General features: G+C 59.9%; 21 protein-coding genes and 2 pseudogenes. 10 read left to right on the forward strand and 13 right to left on the reverse strand.

Features of this window, described 5'->3' with window-relative positions:
• Positions 1-4: 4 nt before the first annotated feature.
• From ACYZT0_RS21950 to ACYZT0_RS21960, 3 genes are all read left to right on the forward strand, one after another.
• Positions 5-1027 carry a sensor histidine kinase gene (locus tag ACYZT0_RS21950; protein ID WP_462042969.1) on the forward strand — a complete coding sequence of 341 codons (1023 nt, stop codon included), beginning with the start codon at positions 5-7 and terminating at the stop codon, positions 1025-1027.
• 57 nt (positions 1028-1084) lie between these two features.
• Complete coding sequence (gene rimJ, locus ACYZT0_RS21955) at positions 1085-1672, forward strand: ribosomal protein S5-alanine N-acetyltransferase (RefSeq protein ID WP_462042970.1); 588 nt, start codon at positions 1085-1087, stop codon at positions 1670-1672.
• Between the two features lie 86 nt (positions 1673-1758).
• Entirely contained in the window at positions 1759-1911 is a 153-nt protein-coding gene (locus tag ACYZT0_RS21960) for a hypothetical protein (RefSeq protein WP_462046660.1), read from the forward strand.
• A 45-nt stretch (positions 1912-1956) separates the two neighbouring features.
• On the opposite strand, the gene ACYZT0_RS21965 is transcribed toward ACYZT0_RS21960, so the two are convergent.
• Positions 1957-2811 carry a phosphatase PAP2 family protein gene (locus ACYZT0_RS21965; protein WP_462042971.1) on the reverse strand — a complete coding sequence of 285 codons (855 nt, stop codon included), beginning with the start codon at positions 2809-2811 and terminating at the stop codon, positions 1957-1959.
• Positions 2812-2845: 34 nt separating this feature from the next.
• Entirely contained in the window at positions 2846-3517 is a 672-nt protein-coding gene (pmrG, locus tag ACYZT0_RS21970; protein WP_462042972.1) for a lipopolysaccharide core heptose(II)-phosphate phosphatase PmrG, read from the reverse strand.
• A 396-nt stretch (positions 3518-3913) separates the two neighbouring features.
• Here pmrG and ACYZT0_RS21975 point away from each other — a divergent pair.
• Both ACYZT0_RS21975 and ACYZT0_RS21980 read left to right on the forward strand, forming a co-directional pair.
• Positions 3914-4792 (forward strand): annotated as a pseudogene (locus tag ACYZT0_RS21975) (methyl-accepting chemotaxis protein); the annotation flags it as partial.
• A 201-nt stretch (positions 4793-4993) separates the two neighbouring features.
• Positions 4994-5698 (forward strand): methyl-accepting chemotaxis protein, encoded by a 705-nt coding sequence (locus ACYZT0_RS21980; RefSeq protein ID WP_415760824.1) that lies wholly within the window; start codon positions 4994-4996, stop codon positions 5696-5698.
• 136 nt (positions 5699-5834) lie between these two features.
• On the opposite strand, the gene ACYZT0_RS21985 is transcribed toward ACYZT0_RS21980, so the two are convergent.
• From ACYZT0_RS21985 to ACYZT0_RS22025, 9 genes and pseudogenes are all read right to left on the reverse strand, one after another.
• Positions 5835-6203, reverse strand: a complete 369-nt coding sequence (locus tag ACYZT0_RS21985; RefSeq protein WP_462042973.1) for a glyoxalase superfamily protein — start codon at positions 6201-6203, stop codon at positions 5835-5837.
• 120 nt (positions 6204-6323) lie between these two features.
• Entirely contained in the window at positions 6324-7781 is a 1458-nt protein-coding gene (locus tag ACYZT0_RS21990; RefSeq protein ID WP_462042974.1) for an N-acyl-D-amino-acid deacylase family protein, read from the reverse strand.
• A gap of 1 nt (position 7782) precedes the next feature.
• Positions 7783-8643 carry a MurR/RpiR family transcriptional regulator gene (locus ACYZT0_RS21995; RefSeq protein WP_462042975.1) on the reverse strand — a complete coding sequence of 287 codons (861 nt, stop codon included), beginning with the start codon at positions 8641-8643 and terminating at the stop codon, positions 7783-7785.
• A 15-nt stretch (positions 8644-8658) separates the two neighbouring features.
• On the reverse strand, positions 8659-10008 hold the full coding sequence (locus ACYZT0_RS22000) for a GntT/GntP/DsdX family permease (RefSeq protein ID WP_462042976.1): 1350 nt from the start codon (positions 10006-10008) through the stop codon (positions 8659-8661).
• Between the two features lie 287 nt (positions 10009-10295).
• Entirely contained in the window at positions 10296-11741 is a 1446-nt protein-coding gene (locus tag ACYZT0_RS22005; protein ID WP_462042977.1) for a SulP family inorganic anion transporter, read from the reverse strand.
• Positions 11742-11800: 59 nt separating this feature from the next.
• A pseudogene (locus ACYZT0_RS22010) lies at positions 11801-12001 on the reverse strand (NAD-dependent epimerase/dehydratase family protein); the annotation flags it as partial.
• A gap of 2 nt (positions 12002-12003) precedes the next feature.
• Entirely contained in the window at positions 12004-12915 is a 912-nt protein-coding gene (locus ACYZT0_RS22015; RefSeq protein WP_462042978.1) for a LysR substrate-binding domain-containing protein, read from the reverse strand.
• A gap of 57 nt (positions 12916-12972) precedes the next feature.
• Positions 12973-13563, reverse strand: a complete 591-nt coding sequence (locus ACYZT0_RS22020) for an NAD(P)H-dependent oxidoreductase (RefSeq protein ID WP_462042979.1) — start codon at positions 13561-13563, stop codon at positions 12973-12975.
• Between the two features lie 201 nt (positions 13564-13764).
• Positions 13765-14529: a sulfite exporter TauE/SafE family protein gene (locus ACYZT0_RS22025; RefSeq protein ID WP_462042980.1), complete on the reverse strand. Its 765-nt coding sequence runs from the start codon at positions 14527-14529 to the stop codon at positions 13765-13767.
• A 202-nt stretch (positions 14530-14731) separates the two neighbouring features.
• On the opposite strand from ACYZT0_RS22025, the gene ACYZT0_RS22030 reads away from it, so the two are divergent.
• The 4 genes from ACYZT0_RS22030 to ACYZT0_RS22045 all read left to right on the forward strand — a co-directional run bounded on the left by ACYZT0_RS22030 (position 14732) and on the right by ACYZT0_RS22045 (position 17112).
• The gene (locus ACYZT0_RS22030; protein ID WP_462046619.1) at positions 14732-15616 is read left to right on the forward strand and encodes a LysR substrate-binding domain-containing protein; all 885 of its coding nucleotides are present in this window, start codon (positions 14732-14734) and stop codon (positions 15614-15616) included.
• 45 nt (positions 15617-15661) lie between these two features.
• On the forward strand, positions 15662-16237 hold the full coding sequence (locus ACYZT0_RS22035) for an NAD(P)H-dependent oxidoreductase (RefSeq protein ID WP_462042981.1): 576 nt from the start codon (positions 15662-15664) through the stop codon (positions 16235-16237).
• Between the two features lie 49 nt (positions 16238-16286).
• Complete coding sequence (locus ACYZT0_RS22040) at positions 16287-16658, forward strand: MerR family transcriptional regulator (RefSeq protein ID WP_462042982.1); 372 nt, start codon at positions 16287-16289, stop codon at positions 16656-16658.
• A gap of 109 nt (positions 16659-16767) precedes the next feature.
• Entirely contained in the window at positions 16768-17112 is a 345-nt protein-coding gene (locus ACYZT0_RS22045; RefSeq protein WP_007946320.1) for a cupin domain-containing protein, read from the forward strand.
• Between the two features lie 47 nt (positions 17113-17159).
• Here the strand turns inward: ACYZT0_RS22045 and mmsB are convergent, their stop codons facing one another.
• Together mmsB and ACYZT0_RS22055 are read right to left on the reverse strand one after the other, a co-directional pair.
• Positions 17160-18047 (reverse strand): 3-hydroxyisobutyrate dehydrogenase, encoded by an 888-nt coding sequence (mmsB, locus tag ACYZT0_RS22050; RefSeq protein WP_462042983.1) that lies wholly within the window; start codon positions 18045-18047, stop codon positions 17160-17162.
• A 10-nt stretch (positions 18048-18057) separates the two neighbouring features.
• Positions 18058-19584, reverse strand: coding sequence for a CoA-acylating methylmalonate-semialdehyde dehydrogenase (locus tag ACYZT0_RS22055; RefSeq protein WP_462042984.1), 1527 nt, complete (start codon positions 19582-19584; stop codon positions 18058-18060).
• A 163-nt stretch (positions 19585-19747) separates the two neighbouring features.
• Between ACYZT0_RS22055 and ACYZT0_RS22060 the strand changes: the two genes are divergently transcribed.
• Positions 19748-20695 carry a LysR family transcriptional regulator gene (locus tag ACYZT0_RS22060; protein WP_462042985.1) on the forward strand — a complete coding sequence of 316 codons (948 nt, stop codon included), beginning with the start codon at positions 19748-19750 and terminating at the stop codon, positions 20693-20695.
• Positions 20696-20737 lie beyond the last annotated feature (42 nt).

The raw sequence follows: 20737 nt of genomic DNA on the forward strand, positions 1-20737 counted from the left end.
GGTCATGAGCACGGCCGATAGCAAGAACGAAGAAGCGAAGGCCACTGCCGCTCGCGAACTTTTCCTGCTGGGCCAGAAAACTGTTGAGGCACGGGCGGTGCTGGCGGCGCTGCAAAAAGAATTGAGCGAAGCCAACACCCGGCTGGTCGATAGCCAGCAGGTCGAGCAACTGATCGAGGCAAATCAGCAATTGGTGCTGGCGATTTTGCTGGCGCAGTCCGATGCAGAAAAACCAAAACGCACGCAAGAAGAACAACGACTGTTCCTGGAAATGCGCGAAGCCAACGCGCAATTGGTGATCGCGGCCCTCAGCGCGCAAGACCTGCAAGCCTCAGCCGAACATACCCTCGAACAACAACGCAACATCCTCACCCTGGTGGCTCACGAACTGCGCAATCCGCTGACGCCCATCAGCATGATCGCCGGACGACTGGTGCGCGTTCCCAGCGAGGAACTGCCGCGCATGCAGGCACTGATCGAAAACCAGGTGCAACACATGTCGCGACTGGTGGACGATTTGCTCGACGTCTCCCGCGCCAGCACCGGCAAGTTGCGCCTCGATTGCCGCATCGTGGACATGGTGCAGATCATCCATCAGGCCATCGACGTGTGCAGCCCGGTGATGACTGCTCACCATTTGCACTTCACCGCTGAACTGCCCGAGTGCGCGTTGGCGGTGGAGGGTGACCCGGTGCGCCTCACACAGATTCTCGGGAACCTGCTGGGCAACGCGGCCAAATACACGCCATCGGGCGGCAATGTCACGCTGTCGGTCACCGCTGAAACCGACGTGCTGCAGATGAGCATCTGCGATGACGGCATCGGTATTTCCGCCAAGGCTCTGCCGTTTATCTTCGAGCCGTTTGTGCAGGACGTTCACGCGATCGGCTTCAACGGTGCGGGCCTTGGTATTGGCCTGACAGTGGTTCGCGAGCTGGTCGAAGCCCATGGCGGCACGGTCATCGGCAAGAGCGACGGTGACGCCAAGGGCAGCACCTTTATCGTGACGTTACCGCTGGCGGTTTGAGTTTTTCCGCAGGCCACGTAATGCTTGCGCGACGATCCCCGCGAACCGGAGCGCCCTATGCCGCTGTTGTCCCTGCCCTGTAAACGCTTGACGCTGGCGGTGCTCGCCCCTGAACAGGCAGCGCTGGAAAGCGACTTCTACCGGCGCAACCAGAGGCATCTCGCCCGATGGTCGCCGATTCGCCCCGCCGATTACCACAGCCCTGAACACATCCGCCCGCGCCTTGAGGTGCAAGCCAGCGCTTTCCAGGCCGGCCTGGCGGTGCATTTCGCGCTGCTGGATCCCGGTAACGGCCACATGATCGGCGCCTGCAACTTCAGCGGCATCACTCGCGGGGCGTTTCAGGCCTGCTATCTCGGTTACCACATCGACGAATCTCATCAGGGCCAGGGCTTGATGCAGGAAGCACTGGAAGCGGGCATCGGCTACATGTTCGATGAGCAGACACTGCATCGGATCATGGCCAATTACATCCCTGGCAATGAACGCAGTGCGCGGCTGCTGGAGCGTCTGGGATTTGAACGTGAGGGATACGCCAAGGCCTACCTGAGTATCGCCGGACGCTGGCAGGATCATGTGTTGACGGCGTTGATCAATGATCGCTTTGAAGCACCGGATCAACGTTGGTCCAGACGTCTCTCGTAATACTTCGAAGGCCGTTCACAACGTGTTCAGTATTCACCCCGTATTGCTCAAGTGCCCCTCGTTCGGTAGCCAGAAGTCGATATCACGTGCCGCCTCTTCACTGCTTCTGGCTTGCCGCTCTGCTGTTTCTCTTCGCCCTGGGCAACCACCAACTGCAAGGTTCCACCGAAGCCAGGGTCGCCGGGATCGCCATCGCGACCTTGAGCAAAGGCGTTTTTGACCTGGCAACGTGGCGGTGATGGCCGCAGAAGCGGAACCCGGTCCGCCCTTGAAGGTGCTGAAGGTTATGCGGGGCGGCCGTCTGGCTTATTTGGTAAATCAATGAGCGTTTCAGCGATGGGTTGCGCAGCCTGTTGGAGCACCGGTTGCTCCAGCCGCGCTCGCCCATAGAACGCCAGCGCCGTCAGCAGACATGCCAGCCACACGAAGATTCCGGACCAGAGGGTGTGAGACATGTAATGCCAGCCCTGCAGAACCCGCGTCGTGCCGTAGACGAAACCGAGCAGCAGCGAGCCGTACATCACCGCTTTGGAATAGCGCCAGCGGTAACGACGCGCCACGAAGTACAGCGCCAGCATGGTGAAACCGCCCGAGGCATGGCCGCCCGGCCAGCAGCGACCGGGCCCAGCGACTTTCAGCAGATCAAAATTCTGGTACCACTCCTTGTGCTCGATTTTCCCCGCGTACTGGGTCGTTTCGACCGGGCAGTACACGCTGGTGTGGCCCTTGAGGTAGTGGATGACGCCGGTGCTGATGGAGAACGCAAACACCACGTAGAGGAAGTCCCGACGGTGCTTGCTGGCAAATCGAAGCACCGGTGCGGCCTTGATTTTTTCCAGGAACGCGATGATTTTCGAATGCTTTTCGGCCTTCAGGCGCGGCCAGAGAAACGACAGCAAGGCGCCGGCGATCGCAACCTCTCCGGTCCAGTTAGGGATGATCCGCGCCCATTTATGGGTGATCTTTTCGAACAGATGGACATGATCCAGCGGAAACGTCTGCGTGACCGAGTCATAAAAAAGATCACTAAAAGCGATGTCGATTTTGGTCAGGTCGAACAGCAGGAAAACCACGACCGCACAGGCCAGCGGAATGCCAAAGTTCACCCAGTAAAAGCGGTAGCGGGAAGAAGTCAGCATCGTGCGTCCTGATCCAGAGGGATGATGGAAAAACTCATTGGGTGGTCATCGAGCCCCAGTCCGAGGCTTCGATGAAACCGAGCATGCGGGGTGCCTGAGGCGTTTCGGTCGAAATGAACAAGGAAGCGCCATAACCCAGCGTAGCGGCCGGCAAATCAAGGTCTTTCTCAAGTTGCGACATGCATTCGCTGTGGGTCACCAGAATCAGGTTTCGTCCGGCAACCTTGTGCGCCAGAGCGTCGCGCAGCATGGTGCCCTTACAATTAATCAACCATTGTTCACCGACCCCGACCTTGTTGAACATGTAGCCGGCGGTCTGCGCGGTACGGGTCATGGGGCTGTTATAGATGTCGGCCTTGTTCAGCCCCAGTTTTTCGAACTGTGCACCAACATCCACCGCGACGCTGCGCGAGCGTTCGGTAATGCCATCGTTACCGCTCAGGCAGGCTGCGCTGGAATGATCGCAGCGTTCGACGTGACGCACCAGCACAATCACGTTGCCCTTGTCCCAGCCGGCCGCCAACGCCCGGGCGCCGGCCACATTGCCGTGGGCCAGGTTCGGTACAGCGGCTGGATGCAAAACCCAAACTGTCAGCCCAATCACCAACAGCGCCGAGGCGAACACGACAGCTGCATTGCGATAGCGGGCAAAGCTGTTCAGATCAATCGAGCGTTTTACCCCGAATAGATTCAGTTTCAGTTCCACATCAAGCCGCCTCGCCGGCATGCATCACTTTCATTCGATCGCGCGAGGGTAAAGAGGTTGGCGTCGGTAGCCGGTGAAACTCATGTGAAAAAAAGCTTAAGACCTACACAAAGGCCTTGTTACACATCGGTCCTGCAAAATCCATTCAGCTCTCGCAATGGCTGCCGATACAGTCCTGCTACACACCTTGCTGGCGACCAAAAACAACAATCTTCCAGCCAACCGACGATCAAGACGCACAACGTTCCTGGAGGACTTTTGATGAATAGCTGGTTCGGCAATATCAGCGTGAACATGAAGCTGGGCCTGGGGTTCGGCCTGGTCCTGGCACTGACCTGCGTCCTCGCCCTGACCGGCTGGACGAGCTTGGGCGGGTTGATTGACCGCAGCAACTGGATGAGCGACATCACCCAGCTCAATGCGGGACTGACCAAGCTGCGCGTAGTGCGCCTGCAATACATGCTGACCAACGGCGACGAAACTGCCGCGCAGAACGTCCAGACCACGCTCGACGCGTTTTCCGCTCAGCAACAAGCACTGCTGGTGAAATTCAAGAGCCCGGACAACATCAAGCTGCTCAAAGAGCAAGGCGCCGTCATCGATGCCTACAAGACGTCCCTGAACAAAATGCGCAGCGCGTACCGCACCGGTAACAGTGCTCGCGACGCCATGGGTGCCAACGCCGACACCGCCAACACGCTGATCAACGCCATCAACACCCGCGTACAGCAAATGCCTCTGAGCGACCAACGCTTCGAACAATTTCAGGCCATCACCGCCGCCAAGGAAGCGTTCTTGCTGGCCCGCTATGAAGTGCGCGGCTACACCGCGAGCACCAACGCCGAGACCGAGCAAAAAGCCGTCGGCCAACTGGACGTGGCCATCGCCAGCCTCAAACCCCTCAACGTGCATTTTGCCGACACTCAGCAAGACGCCCTGGGTCAGCTGGACACCGCGCTGACCCATTACCGCAACGCCTTGCAGGCTTATAAAGCGGCGAACACCGATGCGGTGCAGGCGCGCAAGGAAATGACAGACCAGGGCGCCGCCATCGTGACCCTGAGCGACCAGCTGTATCAGATTCAGCTCGACCGCCGTGACGTCGAAAGCGCCCAGGCCCGCACCCTGCAACTGATCAGTACCCTGCTGGCATTGCTGGTGGGCATCATTGCTGCCGTGATCATCACCCGTCAGATTACCGGCCCACTGCGTGACACCTTGGCTGTGGTTGAACGCATCGCCAGCGGAGACCTGTCCCAGGACGTCAAAGTGACTCGTCGCGATGAACTCGGCGTACTGCAACAAGGCATCGCGCGCATGGGCGTGACCCTGCGCGACTTGATCAGCGGCATCCGCGACGGCGTCACCCAGATCGCCAGCGCTGCCGAAGAACTGTCGGCCGTGACCGAGCAAACCAGCGCCGGTGTTAACAGCCAGAAGATCGAAACCGATCAGGTGGCCACCGCCATGCACGAGATGACCGCCACCGTGCAGGAAGTCGCGCGCAACGCCGAAGAAGCCTCCCAAGCAGCGGCCGCTGCTGACGGCGAAGCCCGCGAAGGCGACAAGGTGGTCAACGAAGCCATCGCCCAGATCGAACGTCTGGCCACCGAAGTGGCGCGCTCCACCGAAGCCATGAGCGTGCTGCAACAGGAAAGCGACAAGATCGGCAGCGTCATGGACGTGATCAAGGCCGTGGCCGAACAGACCAACCTGCTGGCGCTCAACGCTGCCATCGAGGCGGCCCGTGCCGGTGAAGCCGGTCGTGGTTTTGCGGTGGTTGCCGACGAAGTCCGTGGCCTGGCTCAGCGCACTCAGAAGTCCACCGAAGAAATCGAAGGCCTGGTGGCCGGTTTGCAGAACGGCACTCAACAAGTGTCTGCGGTGATGAACAACAGCCGCGCCCTGACCGACAGCAGCGTCGCGCTGACCCGCAAGGCCGGTGTGTCACTGGAAAACATCACTCGCACGGTGTCCAACATCCAGTCGATGAACCAGCAGATCGCTGCCGCCGCCGAGCAGCAAAGCGCCGTGGCCGAAGAGATCAGCCGCAGCATCATCAACGTGCGCGACGTGTCCGAACAGACCGCCGCCGCCAGCGACGAAACCGCTGCGTCCAGTGTTGAACTGGCGCGGTTGGGTAATCAGTTGCAGATGATGGTCAGTCACTTTCGGGTGTAACACACCTGATCGTTCCCACGCTCCCGCGTGGGAATGCCTCAATGGACGCTCTGCGTCCGCTTCGGCATGGGACGCGGAGCGTCCCGGGCTGCATTCCCACGCAGAGCGTGGGAACGATCAAAGCTGCCGAACGGCCTTACACACTAATCGCATTGGTAAACACCAACCGATTCCCGAACGGGTCGGTCACGGTCATGTCCTGGCTGCCCCACGGCATGGCCTGGATGTGTGGGCGGGCGAACGGATATTCCTTGGCCAGCAGTTGCTGCTGGAATACCTCAAGTTCATCGGTCTCGATCCGCAACGCCGAGCCGGGCGTGCTGTCACCGTGATGCTCGGACAAGTGCAGCACGCATTCGCCACGGGAAACCTGCAGGTACAACGGAAAGTTGGGTTCGAAACGATGCTGCCAGTCGATGTTGAAACCCAGGAAGTCGACGTAGAACTCCACGGCCTTGATTTCATCGAAAATCCGCAGGATCGGAGTGGTTTTGCCGAAGCTCATCGCGTTGCTCCCAGACTGATAAGGCCCAGAGTGTAGCCGGGCGAGATGTCAGCGCTTCGGCTTGGCGATGGCTTTCTTTAGTCTCAATATGCCATCACTGTGACGCAGCACTCGAAATGTTTACTGAAACCCGTCACGCAAATCCCCTTCCCGCGCCAGAAACCGTCCTTCCCTTCTTCCATTTGCCCGACCTTCGCTGTAACTCAAGACACCGTTGACCCAAACCCCATCAATCCCTTCGGCCGCTCGTTGCGGATCATTGAAATCTGCCACGTCGCGTATCGTCACAGGATCGAACAACACCAGATCGGCCCAATGCCCTTCACGGATTTCGCCACGTCCCTTCAAGCCAAATCGCGCCGCCGACAATCCGGTCATTTTGTGCACGGCGGTGTGCAGCGGAAACAGCCCCACGTCTCGACTGAAATGTCCGAGCACACGCGGGAATGCGCCCCACAAGCGTGGATGCGGAAACGGGTCTTCCGGTAGTCCGTCAGAGCCGATCATGGACAGCGGATGCGCGAGGATTCTTCGTACGTCGGCCTCGTCCATTCCGTAATACACCGCGCCGGCCGGTTGCAGTCGGCGGGCGGCTTCGAGCAACGGCACGCCCCACTCGGCAGCGATGTCCATCAGGTCGCGGCCGCACACATTCGGATGAGGTGTGGACCAGGTGATGGTGATGCGATGAGCATCGGTGACTTGCTTGAGGTCCAGGGTCGAGGAGCTCGCCGCATAGGGATAACAATCGCAACCCACCGGGTGGGTTTTCGCCGCGTGCTCGAGGGAGGCCAACAGTTGCGGACTACGCCCCCAGTTACCGGCGCCGGCGCATTTGAGGTGGGAAATGATCACCGGTGTTTTCGCATGACGACCGATCTGGAATGCCTCATCCATGGCCTCCAGCACCGGCTCGAATTCGCTGCGCAAATGGGTGGTGTAGACCGCTCCAAATGCGCTCAATTCTTCGGCCAGCTGCATCACTTCATCGGTGGACGCCGAGAAGGCACTGGCGTAGGCCAGACCGGTGGATAAGCCCAACGCACCGGCCTCAAGACTTTCACGTAGTTGCTCGCGCATCGCGCAAATTTCATCTGCAGTGGCAGTGCGGAACAAGTCGTCGAGGTGGTTGCTGCGCAACGCGGTGTGACCGACCAGTGCGGCGACGTTCAGCGTGGTGTTCGCCGCTTCGACGGCTGCGCGGTAGTCGCTGAACCTCGGATAAACGAACGCAGCTGCGGTGCCGAGCAAGTTCATCGGGTCGGGAGGATCGCTACGCAAACTCACCGGCGAAGCGCTGATCCCGCAGTTGCCGACAATCACCGTGGTCACGCCCTGGCTGAGCTTGGGCAGCATCTGCGGCTGGCGGATCACCACGGTGTCATCGTGGGTGTGCACGTCGATGAAACCTGGCGCCAACACGCGACCGGCGGCGTCGATTTCTGCGGTGGCACTGGCATCGTGCAAGTCGCCGATGCGCGCGATGCGGCCGTTCAGAATCGCCACGTCGGCGGGATAACCGGGGGCGTTACTGCCATCAATGATCAGGGCGTTGCGGATCAGCGTGTCGTACTTCATGTCAGTCTCCCAGCGGCAAGTGATCGTCGCCGCCGCGGTAGTCGTCCAAGGCGAGTTTGATCCGCCGCAGACGCTCTTGATTGTCTTCAGGATTGGCCAGCGCCAGCTCGGTGGCGAGCACGTCGATGGCCAGCAACATGCCGTAGCGCGCCGCCGTGGGTTTGTAGATGAACGAGGTTTCGACGCCTTGCAGCGGCAGCAGTACATCAGCCAACTGCGCCAGCGGCGAGTCGGCCCGGGTGATGGCGAGAATTCGTGCGCCGTAGCTGCGCGCCAGTTCGACGGCCTCGAGCAGTTCGGGCGTGATGCCGGTCAGCGAACAGGCAATGACGGCGCGTTCGGCATCGAGGCTGGCGGCGGTGACACGCATCATCACCGGGTCGTGGCACACCGCAATCGGGTAGCCGAACCGCACCAGCCGCACTTGCAATTCATCACTGCACAACGTCGAGCAACCGCCCATGCCGAAGGCGTGAATCATCCGCGCCTTGCCCAGCAACTTCACCGCGTCGGCGAAACGTGACTCGTCGAACGCCAACAGATGCTGACGCAGAGTCGACTCGATATCGCCAACGATCTGCCCGTAAAACGCCGACTGCTCGGGCGTACCCGCAGGGTCCAAAAAACGACTGCCTACACCGCTGGCCTGAGCCAGTTGCAGGCGAAGATCGCGCAAGTCGCGGCAGCCCACCGTACGAGCAAAACGCGACAGCGTAGCGGTGCTGACTTCTGCTCTCTGCGCCAGTTGATCGAGACTGGCGGCGGAGGCAAATCCTACGTCGTCGAGCATCAGCCGCGCGATACGTCCTTCGCCTGCGCTGAAGGAATCCTGACGGGCGCGGATCTGGTAGAGGATGTCCATGGCGAGCGGCTCCGGCTAAATCAGGTAAGAAAGACCCACGGTCAGACCGAAGGCGACCACCGAGATAATGGTCTCGAGCACCGTCCAGGTCTTGAAGGTCTGAGCAACGGTCATGTTGAAGTATTCCTTGATCAACCAGAAGCCGCCGTCATTGACGTGGGAAAAGATAACCGACCCCGCGCCCGTCGCCAGCACCAACAGCTCTGGATGGGGATACCCCAGACCAATGGCCACCGGCGCGACGATCCCCGACGCGGTGGTCATGGCCACGGTGGCAGAACCGGTGGCGATGCGCATCAGCGCGGCGAACAGCCAGCCCATCAACAGCGGCGACAGGTGGAATACCTGGGCCAGGCTGACGATTTGGTCGGTGACACCGGCGTCCACCAGAATCCGGTTCAAGCCGCCGCCCGCCCCCACCAGCAAAGTGATGCTGGCAGTCGGTGCCAGGCATTCGTTAGTGAATTTGAGGATCGATTCTCGGTTGAAGCCCTGGGCCAGACCAAGCGTCCAGAAGCTCAGCAAGGTCGCCAGCAGCAAGGCGATCACCGAATTGCCGATGAACAACAGAAACTGATTGAAGCCGCTGCCCGGCGTGGAGATCAGATTGGCCCAGCCACCGACCAGCATCAGCACCACTGGCAACAGAATGGTCGCCATGGTGATGCCAAAACCCGGCAGGCTGTCGCGCGGCTCGCGGTCGAGGAACTGACGCTCCAGCGGGTTTTCCGCCGGCAGTTGAATGCGCGGCACGATGAACTTGGCGTACAGAGGACCGGCGATGATCGCGGTCGGAATCCCGATCAGAATCGCGTAGAGCAAGGTCTGCCCCACCGACGCCTGATAGGCCTGCACCGCCAGCATCGCCGCCGGGTGCGGCGGCACCAGGGCGTGGACCACCGAGAGTCCGGCAACCATCGGCAAACCGACCATCAGAATCGACACGCCCACGCGCCGCGCCACGGTGAAAGCAATCGGCACCAACAGTACAAAACCGACCTCGAAGAACAGCGGCAGTCCGACCAGGAAAGCAATGCAGACCATCGCCCAGTGCGCATTTCTCTCACCGAAGCGATCGATCAGCGTACGCGCCATCTGCTCGGCACCGCCGGACTCGGCCATCATCTTGCCGAGCATCGTGCCCAGCGCGACCACCAGCGCGATATGGCCCAGCGTCTTGCCGACACCCGCCTCGTACGCCCCCACCACGCCTGACGGCGGCATCCCCGCCAGCAGCGCCAGGCCGATGGACACCAAGGTGATGACAATGAACGGATTGAGTCGGTAACGGGCGATCAGAACGATCAGCGCGATGATGGCGATGGCGGCGTAAACCAGCAGCCAATAGCCGAAGGACGGTGTCATGCGGTACTCCTCGAAAGGGTCACGTCGAATGGGTTGTGAAACTCATAAAACATTTCGAGGCGTTATTTTCAAACAAGGTGAAACTAATTTTCGTGGAGGGATAAGGGTTGTCGCACAGAGGCATGCGGGGTCGGTGGATATGAAAGTTGGATAGTGGAACTTTCATCGCCCTCTCGCTGATCGTTCCCCCGCTCTGCGTGGGAATGCAGCCAGGGACGCTCTGCGTCCAAAGAGCGAACGCGGAGCGTCTGTTGAGGCATTCCTTTGCTGCGCGTGGGAACGATCAATCAGTCGTGATTCACGCGAGCGCGTTTGAGCAGTTTCTTGCAGCGTTCGGACAAGTGCAGCACGCGCAGGTGCTTGCCGGCCTTGGCGTAGCGTTCACGCAGCGTTTTCAACGCGGCGATCGCCGAGTAGTCGACGAAGCTCAGGTGGCGACAATCGATCGTCACTACGGGTGGGTCGTTGGCGGGGTCGAACTGGTTGAGAAAAGGCGTAGTCGAGGCGAAGAACAGCGTGCCATGCAGGTGGTAGAGCTTGCTGCCATCGGCTTCGATTTGAGCGTCGGTATAGAGCTCGCGGGCCTGTTGCCAGGCAAAGTTGAGCGCCGCAATGATGATCCCGCACAACACGGCAGTGGCCAGATCGGTGAACACCGTAATCACCGTTACCGCGATGATCACCAACACGTCGTTCAGCGGCACCTTGTTTACCACCCGAAGCGAGGCCCAGGCAAAGGTCTGCTGCGACACCACGAACATCACCCCGACCAATGCGGCCAGCGGAATGCGCTCGATCAGCGGTGAGAGGAAGAGGATGAACAGCAAGATCATCACCCCGGCCACCACACCGGACAGCCGACCGCGACCGCCGGAACTGAGGTTAATCACGGTTTGACCGATCATCGCGCAGCCACCCATGCCACCCAATACACCGGAGACCATATTGGCCGCCCCCAGCGCCACGCACTCTCGATCCGGGAAGCCACGGCTCTCGGTGATCTCGTCGGTGAGGTTCAGGGTCAGCAGGGTTTCCAGCAAGCCGACCAACGCCATCAATATCGCGTAGGGGGCGATGATGCGCAGGGTTTCCAGGGTCCAAGGGATTTCTGGCAGCGCAAAGGTTGGCAAGCCGCCGGCGATGTGCGCCATGTCGCCCAAGGTGCGGGTCGGCAGACCGAGCAGATACACCGCCAGACCAACGCCCAGAATCGCCACCAGCGCCGGCGGCACGGCACGCGTCAAACGCGGCAGCAAGTAGACGATGGCCATCGTCACGGCAACCAACCCTGCCATGAGGTACAGCGATGGGCCGCTGAGCCAGACGTCACCGCTCTTGAAGTGCTCCAATTGCGCCAAGGCAATGATGATCGCCAGGCCGTTGACGAAGCCGAGCATCACTGGATGCGGCACCATGCGCACCAGCTTGCCCAGCTTCAGCAGCCCGAACGCCAGCATGATCAACCCACCCAGCAACACGGTGGCCAGCAAGTACTGCACGCCGTGCTGCACCACCAGCGCGACGATCACCACGGCCATCGATCCGGCGGCGCCGGACACCATGCCCGGCCGCCCGCCGAAGAGCGCGGTCAAGGTGCAAATGACGAACGCGCCATAAAGCCCCATCAACGGATTGAGGTGGGCAACCAGCGCGAAGGCGATGCATTCGGGTAGCAGGGCGAAAGACGTGGTGAGCCCGGCCAGCGTATCGGCGCGCAGACGTTTGGGTTTCATGGCTTACCTAAAATACAGGCGGGAAAAGAGGGAGCGGATGTTACGGAATTGAGGGCGGCCCGGCTATTGGAGCCCAGGCCATAGTTGGCCATTTCATAACCCCACTCGGCTTCGGCCTCTTTCAGCGGCCAGTCTTGTGGCTCACCCAGGTTCAGCACTTGGGCAATCGCAGTGGTCATGTCGATGAACGACGCTTCACCGCTTTCAACAAAGTAGACCGCGCCCGGTACGTTTTTGCTCAGCGCCAGCAGGTACAGGGAAATCAGCCTTTGAAGTCCGCATTCGCATAAGCCGCCAATTTGCCCTGGATGAAGTCCAGGAAGCATTGAATCCGCAGCGCAAGTTGCGAGTTACGGTAGTACACCGCATTGATCGGCTGGCGATAGCCGCTGTTGAAATCCGCCAGCAGCACCTGCAAACGGCCGGCGCGAATGTCTTCGATGGTCATGAAATGCGACAGACAAGCAATGCCTTGTCCTTCCAGAGCCAAGTGCCTGATCGTCTCGCCGCTGGACGCGCTGATTGAAGCCTGAATCGGCCAACGATCACCGTGGACGTAGCGCAGCGGCCATTGGTTGAGGCCTTCGTTCTGGGTAAAGCCCAGCAGCGTGTGCCCGGACAAATCCGCCACTTCAGCCGGTACGCCGTGTTGTTCAAGATAAGCCGGGCTGGCGACGATGTGCAGCGGACTGCATCCCAACGAGCGGGCATGCAGCGTCGAGTCGGCCAGGGTGCCGATACGGATGGCGATGTCGGTGCTTTGCTCCAGCAAATCGATGATCAGATCGTTGCTGTTGAGTTCCAATTGGATGTCCGGATAGAGCCGGCGGAACTCATCGATGTAGGGCACGATAGCGTGCAACATGAACGGCGAGGCAGCGTTGATGCGCAGACGCCCGGATGGGGTTTGTTGGCGTGAGCTCAGACGTTCTTCGAGCTCGTCCATCTGATCGAGAATCAGCTTGGCGTGCTCGAAGAAGTACTTGCCCTCCTCGGTCAGGTCCATGCGCCGCGTGGTGCGGTTGATCAGCGTGGTATCGAGTTTCGCCTCCAGCCGCGACAACGTGCGGCTGACCGCCGAAGGCGTTTGCCCGACCTGCTCGGCCGCAGCCGAAATCGACCCGCATTCAATCACGCAGACGAAAATCTGCAACTCGTCGGATCTGGCTTTCACGGATGCCCCTCATTCAAAACTGGCTTGATAGTAGCTGGATGCGGGGCAAAAGGAACCTTACGCCGGCAGGCCGAACACCTCGGTCAAATGCTGCTCATAGCGCGCCACATCGGCTTCGACATTTGGACGCTTCATCACATCAACGCACAGGAATGTTGGCAAGCCGGTCATGCCGAGGAAGGTGTTGGCCTTGTGGAACGGGAAGTACACCGCGTCCACACCTTTGGCTTCGAAGAAGTCGGTCGGGTCGTCGAAGGCTTGCTGTGGGGCGTTCCAGGTCAGCGAAAGCATGTACTGCTTACCTTGCAACAGGCCGCCGCTGCCATACTTTTGCGAGGTATCGGAACGGGTGCGGCCGTCGCTGGCGTAGAGGCTGCCATGGCCCTCGGTGAAGACTTCGTCGATGTACTTTTTCACGGTCCAGGGCGCGCCCATCCACCAGCCGGGCATCTGATAAATGATCACGTCGGCCCAAAGGAATTTGGCGACTTCTTCGGCGACGTCGTAACCCTCGTCGATGAAGGTGGCTTTCACGTCGACACCGCTACGATCCAGCACGCTCAGAGCGGCTTCATGCAGGGTCGCGTTGTAGCGGCCATCGGAGTGGGCAAATTTTTTACCGCCATTGAGCAACAGAACTTTTTTCATGAGAAGTCTCAGAAGGTTGGCATTCGATGGCGGCAGCTTAGCGATCTGCCTCGCGCGGAATAAGCGCTGGATTCACAAAATTCATTTGAGCCATACGCACGAATCGCCAAGCGATTGTTGCCATACACTTGTGCCGATTTTGACTTGAGGAGAGTTCTGATGAGTGAAATGCAAGGCTTCATCCTGCACGCGAAGACCCGGCTACCCGCTGATCAGCAAGTGGCCGCCAAGCACGCCGAGGCCGATGAAGAACACGCGTTTGAACAGCACGGCGCTGATCCGCTGGCGCAGCCATTGCCCCAGCAACAGGCCGAGCACCGCAGGGATCAGCGCCAGCAACGACGCACTTAACTCGCCACCGCCCAGCGCGCCGCGCCATAACAGGCCGGCGGCCAAGGCCAGGGTCGAAACCGTGAACGACAGACCCAGCGCCTGCACCAGTTCATCTTTACTCAAGCCCAGCGCTTGCAGATAAGGCACTGCCGGAATCACGAAGACGCCGGTGGCCGAGGTGATGACGCCCGTCAACACGCCGCAAAGTGGACCGAGCCAACGTTCGGTGTGACTGCCGACACGCAAGGTCGGCAGGAACAAACCGCTCAACGCATAGAGCAACAGGGCAGCGCCCAACCCCCGTACGACCCAATGACCACCGGCCATGCCGATCCACAATGTGCCGGCCCCGGTGCCGATGAAAATCGCCAACAACATCGGCCACAACCGTTTGATCAAGTCACGCAAATGCCCGCCGAATGCCAGTTGCCAGACATTTGTGAGCGTCGCGGGGATGATCAGCAGCGCGGCAGCCTGCGACGGAGCCATAGCCAGACCGAGCAAACCCATGGCAATGGTTGGCAATCCGAGACCTATAACACCTTTGATCATGCCGGCCAGCAGGAAAGTGGCGATGACCATCACTGACAGGGCTAGACCGAGGTTTTGATAGAACACGGCGAGTGTATTCATGGCGCTATCCTGAGCCCGGATTGGCGGTATGGAAATCTGCCATATACTGAGGCAGCCTCTTGCCAGACAAGAGGCACTGATCGTTCCCACGCTCTGCGTGGGAATGCAACCCGTGACGCTCCGCGTCACATGCCGAAGCGGACGCGGAGCGTCCAGTGAGGCATTCCCACGCGGGAGCGTGGGAATGATCTTGGGACACAACATGCACTTCGACCTGACTGACCTGCGCCTCTATCTGAACATCCTCGACAGCGGCAACATCACTGCCGGCGCGGCTCGCAGCCATTTGTCCCTGGCGGCGGCGAGTGCGCGCATCCGCGCTATGGAAGTTTCATTGGGGACCGAGTTTCTGGAACGCGGTCGTCGCGGTGTTACGCCGACCCCGGCCGGAAAAGCGTTGGCGCAACACGCCCGGCTCCTGCTGCAACAGGCTGAACGCATGCAGCAGGATCTGGCCGAATACGCTAAAGGCGTCAAAGGTCAGGTGCGACTTTTGTGCAACACCACAGCGATTACCGAATACCTGCCGGAGTTGCTCGCGGACTTTCTGCACGACCACCCCAATCTCGACATCGACCTGCAAGAACTGCCCAGTGCACGCATCACCCACGCCCTGCGCCAAGGTGCGGCAGACCTGGGTATCGTGTCCGACGCCGTGGACACCGATGGCCTACAGACCCGCGCTTTTTGTGACGATCCGCTGGTACTGATCCTACCCCGCGACCATCCTTTGGCCGACATCGAATCTTTAAGCTTTAACGACACCTTGCACCACGACTACGTCGGTCTGAACGCCAACAGCGCGTTGGCGGTGTACCTCGAAGAACAGGCACTGCACGCAGGTGTACGCCTGAAAATTCGCATCCGCGCCGACGGTTTTGATGGCGTGATGCGCATGGTTGCTCGGGGCGCGGGACTGGCGATCCTGCCCCTCGCGGCGGTTGAGCGTTGGCGCGGTGAACAATCCTTCAAGCGCCTCGTCCTGCAAGAAACCTGGGCCCAACGCAAACTCCTGCTCTGTGCCCAAGACTTTGCGGCGCTGCCCCGTTATGCCAAGGCCTTGCTGTACGCCTTGACTCTCCCCTGAGGGGCAGACTTTACCCTTGAGGTTTCATCTTCAAGGACAGGGACCATGGGCAAACGAATTCTGGTGATTCTCGGTCATCCGTCCAGCGACAGTTTCTGCGGCGCACTCGCCGAGCGTTACGCACAGTCGGCGTTGCGCGCCGGGCATGAGGTGCGCCAGTTGTATCTGGGCAGAATGGACTTTGACCCGGTGCTGCGTGAAGGTTATCAACAGGTCCAGCCGCTGGAGGCCGACTTGCGCCGCGCCCAGGCTGACATTATGTGGGCCGAGCACCTGACGCTGGTTTATCCGATCTGGTGGGGCGGAGTTCCGGCGTTGCTCAAGGGTTTTTTCGATCGGGTGTTCCTGCCGGGTTTCGCTTTCAAATACCGCGCAGGCAAAGCCTTTCCCGACAAACTCCTGCACGGTCGCAGCGCCCATTTGCTGGTGACCATGGACACGCCCCCCTGGTACTACCGCTGGGTTTATCGCATGCCCGGACTGCATCAGATCCGCAAAACCACCCTGGCCTTCTGCGGCATTGAACCCAAGCGCACGCTCACGTTTGGCCCGATTCTCGGCGCCAGTGCCGGCCAGCGAGAAGCCTGGTTACTGCAAGCCCAGGCTATCGCCAGCCGCTGAGTCTGCCGACAATGCACCGGGCTTTACCACGGCAAAAAAGGGACTTTCCATGTACATCGGCCAAGCCGCGCAACGCTCCGGCACGACGATCAAGAGCATCCGCCATTACGAATCGATCGGCCTGTTGCCTGCCGCTCAACGTTTGGGAAAGTACCGTGTTTATGACCAGCAAAGTGTCGATCTGCTGATCTTCATCAAGTGCGCTCAACAGCTGGGTTTCAGGCTCAAGGAATTGCAGTCGATCTTCGCCGGACATCAAGGACCGCAAATGCCGTGGGAACTGGCACATCAGGTTATCGCCGCCAAGAAGCAGGACATCAGCGAGCGGATCGCCGTACTGTCGCAGCAACACTCTCAACTGATCGAGTTCGAAGCCAGCCTCGAACAGAGCCGATTCGACTGCCCGCTGAAAAGTCTTTGAGGGCAATGCGCGTTTCTGGACAGCTCAATGTCGAGCACAGACAACTGACCGGTGGGCGGGCGCTATAGGGTGCGACTTCAGTTCTCTCGTCCACTGCCCCGGAGTCCACATGACCGCACCTATTACCGTTCTTCGCGATACTCACCCGCTGCCGGTACTCGACGCCTGCAAATGGGAAAAACTCGAAGGAGACCCGCACACCGTCAACCTCAACGCCTACACCAGCGAAGACGGCAGCAAGATCATGGGCACTTGGATCTGCACACCGGGCAAGTGGTATGTGGAATATGTGAAGTGGGAATACTGCGATTTCCGCGAGGGGTACTGCATCATCACCCCTGAGGGAAAGGAGCCGATCCATTTGCGTGCCGGTGATATTTTCGTCATTGAGCCGGGGATGAAAGGCACGTGGGAAGTGGTTGAAACCGTGCGCAAGTATTTCGTGTTTGCCTGATGCAAAAAACCGGGAACCCGCCCGACGCGGGTTCCCGGAAAAACCCTTTATTGGGGTTTGCGATAGCTGTTGATGATCGCCGAGAAGTCCTTGCCACCTTCCCCACGCTGGCTCATCGCTTGATACAACTGCTGGGCCACCGCGCCGAGTACCACCGGTTGGTGCGCCTGACGTGCCGCTTCAGTGGCCAGCCCCAAATCCTTGAGCATCAGTTCGGCACCGAAACCACCGGTATAGCCACGCGAGGCCGGCGCCGTTTCGACGATACCCGGCCACGGGTTGTACATCTCCGAACTCCAGCAACGGCCGGTCGAACTGTTGATGATCCCGGCCAACACCGTTGTGTCAATGCCGAGCGCATCACCCAACGCCATCGCTTCGCTAACGCCGACCATGGAGATCGCCAGCAGCAGGTTGTTGCAGATCTTGGCGATTTGCCCGGTGCCGACTTCGCCGCAATGGACGATGTTGCGGCCCATCTGCGCCAGTACCGGTTGCAGGGTGGCGAACAATTCAGGGGTGGCACCGACCATAAAGGTCAGGGTCCCGGCAGCTGCACCGCCGGTACCGCCAGAGACCGGTGCATCCGCCATGGTTACGCCTTGCTTGGCTGCCGCCGCAGCAACATCCCGCGCCGTCTGCGGATCGATGGTACTGCAATCCACTGCCGGCACGCCCTTGGCGATACCTGCGAGCACGCCGTCTTCACCCAGCCACACGCTGCGCACATGCACAGCGGCTGGCAGCATGGTGATCACCAGCTCTGCACCTTGCGCGGCTTCACGTGCCGAAGCGCTGATGCTGCCACCCAGTTGCTCCAGCTCTGCCAGAACGGTTTTGTTCAGGTCGACCAGCCTCAGTGCATGACCTGCCTTGATCAGGTTGCGCGCCATCGGCGCGCCCATGTTGCCGAGACCTACAAAAGCGATTTTCATGTCCGGCTCCTTAACGCAAGTTGATGGTGGTGTTCACACCGTCGTTGACGCTGTCGTCATCGAACCAGCGACTGGTGACAGTCTTGGTCTGAGTGTAGAACTGCACCACTTGCTTGCCATACGGACCGAGGTCGCCGAGTTTGGACCCGCGCGAACCGGTGAAGCTGAAGAACGGAACCGGCACCGGAATCGGGATGTTGATGCCGACCTGGCCGACGTCGATTTCCGTCTGGAATTTACGCGCCGCCGCCCCGCTTTGAGTGAACAGACCCGTGCCGTTGCCGAACGGGTTGGCGTTGACCAGTGCGATGGCTTCATCGAGGGTATCGACTTCCAGCACCACCAGCACCGGACCGAAGATTTCCTGGGTGTAGATCTGCATCTCGGGTTTCACGCCGGAGAACAGGGTCGGGCCGACAAAGTTGCCTTTTTCGAAGCCTGGAACGGTAACGTCGCGACCATCCAGCTCAAGCTTGGCGCCTTCCTTGATGCCGCTTTCGATCAAATCAAGAATCCGTGCCTTCGCACGTTTGGAAATCACCGGACCCACATCAGTGCCCGGCTCGCTGCCGGCATTCACTGTGAGTTTCTGTGCCAGTGCTTTCAGGTCTGGCAGCCATTGCTTGGCCGCGCCCACCAGCACCACCACGGACGTGGCCATGCAGCGTTGCCCGGCGGCACCGAAACCAGCACCCACCAGCGCATTGAGCGCTTGTACGCGATTGGCATCCGGCAGCACCACGGCATGGTTCTTCGCACCCATCATCGATTGCACGCGTTTGCCGTGTTTGCCGGCCAGGTCGTAGACGTGAGTGCCGACGGCGGTCGAACCGACAAAGGAAACAGCCTTGATGTCTGTATGTGTGCAAAGCGCGTCTACCACATCCTTGCCGCCATGAACGACGTTAAGCACGCCCGCTGGAACGCCGGCCTCGATCGCCAGTTCCACCAGCAACATGGTCGACATCGGGTCCTGTTCGGACGGCTTGAGCACGAAGGTGTTGCCGCAGGCGATGGCCATCGGGAACATCCACAGCGGAATCATCGCCGGGAAGTTGAACGGGGTGATGCCGGCGCAGACGCCGATTGGCTGACGCAGGGTGTAGGTATCGACGCCGCCAGCGACGTTCTCGGCGAACTCGCCCATTTGCAGGCTGCCGATGGAACAGGCGTGTTCGACCACTTCCAGGCCGCGGAAGATATCGCCTTCAGCGTCGGCGATGGTTTTGCCTTGCTCGTTGCTGAGCACCACGGCGATGCGCTTGGAGTGTTCGCGGATCAACGCCTGGAGCTTGAGCATGATGCGCATCCGCGCACCGATCGGCGTCAGCTTCCAGGTCTGGAAGGCGCGATGGGCGGCGCTGATCGCGGCATCGACTTCCTGCGCGGTTGCGAACGGTACTTTCGCCAGCACTTGCTGGGTCGCCGGGTTGACGATGTCGTGCCACTCGGTGGTCTGAGACTCGACCCACTCGCCGTCGATCAACAGCTTTACCGTTTGGACAGTGGTTTCGTTTGGCGTGAGCGATGCGTTCATGTTGGGTCTCCGGGACGTTGTTCTTATTTAGAGAGCTATCTTGGGAGCCAAGGCGGGAAAGTCGCCTTGAGATGAGGCGTGTGTCGCGAATTGGTTGTCGGACTGTTTTTGGAGTATAGATGTGCAAACTTCTAATAAGAACGCACATAAAAGCCGGTCCATCATGCAAAAAAACATCACGTCGTTAGGCTCGTTGAACTGGGATGACCTCAAGTTTTTCCTTGAAGTCGCCCGCACCCGCAAGGCCAGCACCGCGGCCAAGCGCCTGGCAGTCGATTACACCACCGTGTCGCGGCGAATCAGCTCGCTGGAAGCGGCGCTGGGGACTTTGCTGTTCGAAAAATCCCGGACCAGCGGTTTTGTCCTGACCGCCGAAGGCCAGCGGTTGCTCGGTTACGCCGAGTCGATTGAAAGCACGCTGCACATGGCTTGCGAACAGGTTTCGGGCTCTGGCGTGGCGTTATCCGGGCATGTGCGAATGGGCTGCACCGAAGGCTTCGGCAGTTTTTTCATCACCCCGCAACTGAGCCATTTCGTCGATGCTTACCCGGCGATCTCCGTGGACATCCTGCCGTTACCGCACTTCATCAGCCTGTCCAAGCGCGAGGCCGACATCGTCATTGCCCTGGAGCGCCCGGAGCATGGCCCGTACGTCTGCTGCAAACTCTGCGACTACCGATTGCAGCTCTACGCGACTCAGGATTATCTCGACAAGCATCCACCCATCCGCCGCCCGGCAGATTTGGGTAAACATTCATTCATTAGTTACGTCGACGATCTGGCGTTCAGCTCGGAGCTGTTGTATCTGGCGAATGTGTTGCCGGGCGCCAGTGCCAATCTGCGCAGCACCAGTGTGATCGCGCAATTCGTGGCCGCGCAGCAAGGCCGGTCGCTGGCGATTCTGCCGTGCTTCCTGGCGGCCCAGGATCCACGGTTACTGCCGGTGTTGCCGCAAGAGATCAACATCACCCGCCAGTTCTGGATGTACTGCCGAGAGGACCTGCGCAAGCTCAAGCGGATCACCCTGTTGTGGGATTACATCCGCGCGGTCACCGAGCAGAATCAGGGTCTGTTGATGGGTGAAAGTCGGGAGACGCTGTTCGCCGATTAGTCGGCGCTCACCACGAGCGTTTTTTGCGCGGCGCAGAGAAAG

Source organism: Pseudomonas sp. ZS1P83 (assembly GCF_054897825.1).

What these genes read in the sequence shown, in the direction of transcription:
- ACYZT0_RS22020 (WP_462042979.1), bottom strand. Translation starts at nt 13,563, where the DNA reads ATGAAAAAAGTTCTGTTGCTCAATGGCGGTAAAAAATTTGCCCACTCC.
- rimJ (WP_462042970.1), top strand. Translation starts at nt 1,085, where the DNA reads ATGCCGCTGTTGTCCCTGCCCTGTAAACGCTTGACGCTGGCGGTGCTC.
- ACYZT0_RS22005 (WP_462042977.1), bottom strand. Translation starts at nt 11,741, where the DNA reads ATGAAACCCAAACGTCTGCGCGCCGATACGCTGGCCGGGCTCACCACG.
- ACYZT0_RS21990 (WP_462042974.1), bottom strand. Translation starts at nt 7,781, where the DNA reads ATGAAGTACGACACGCTGATCCGCAACGCCCTGATCATTGATGGCAGT.
- ACYZT0_RS21950 (WP_462042969.1), top strand. Translation starts at nt 5, where the DNA reads ATGAGCACGGCCGATAGCAAGAACGAAGAAGCGAAGGCCACTGCCGCT.
- ACYZT0_RS22060 (WP_462042985.1), top strand. Translation starts at nt 19,748, where the DNA reads ATGCAAAAAAACATCACGTCGTTAGGCTCGTTGAACTGGGATGACCTC.
- mmsB (WP_462042983.1), bottom strand. Translation starts at nt 18,047, where the DNA reads ATGAAAATCGCTTTTGTAGGTCTCGGCAACATGGGCGCGCCGATGGCG.
- ACYZT0_RS21985 (WP_462042973.1), bottom strand. Translation starts at nt 6,203, where the DNA reads ATGAGCTTCGGCAAAACCACTCCGATCCTGCGGATTTTCGATGAAATC.
- ACYZT0_RS22055 (WP_462042984.1), bottom strand. Translation starts at nt 19,584, where the DNA reads ATGAACGCATCGCTCACGCCAAACGAAACCACTGTCCAAACGGTAAAG.
- ACYZT0_RS22000 (WP_462042976.1), bottom strand. Translation starts at nt 10,008, where the DNA reads ATGACACCGTCCTTCGGCTATTGGCTGCTGGTTTACGCCGCCATCGCC.
- ACYZT0_RS22035 (WP_462042981.1), top strand. Translation starts at nt 15,662, where the DNA reads ATGGGCAAACGAATTCTGGTGATTCTCGGTCATCCGTCCAGCGACAGT.
- ACYZT0_RS22040 (WP_462042982.1), top strand. Translation starts at nt 16,287, where the DNA reads ATGTACATCGGCCAAGCCGCGCAACGCTCCGGCACGACGATCAAGAGC.
- ACYZT0_RS22030 (WP_462046619.1), top strand. Translation starts at nt 14,732, where the DNA reads ATGCACTTCGACCTGACTGACCTGCGCCTCTATCTGAACATCCTCGAC.
- ACYZT0_RS22025 (WP_462042980.1), bottom strand. Translation starts at nt 14,529, where the DNA reads ATGAATACACTCGCCGTGTTCTATCAAAACCTCGGTCTAGCCCTGTCA.
- ACYZT0_RS21980 (WP_415760824.1), top strand. Translation starts at nt 4,994, where the DNA reads ATGACCGCCACCGTGCAGGAAGTCGCGCGCAACGCCGAAGAAGCCTCC.
- ACYZT0_RS21965 (WP_462042971.1), bottom strand. Translation starts at nt 2,811, where the DNA reads ATGCTGACTTCTTCCCGCTACCGCTTTTACTGGGTGAACTTTGGCATT.
- ACYZT0_RS21995 (WP_462042975.1), bottom strand. Translation starts at nt 8,643, where the DNA reads ATGGACATCCTCTACCAGATCCGCGCCCGTCAGGATTCCTTCAGCGCA.
- ACYZT0_RS22045 (WP_007946320.1), top strand. Translation starts at nt 16,768, where the DNA reads ATGACCGCACCTATTACCGTTCTTCGCGATACTCACCCGCTGCCGGTA.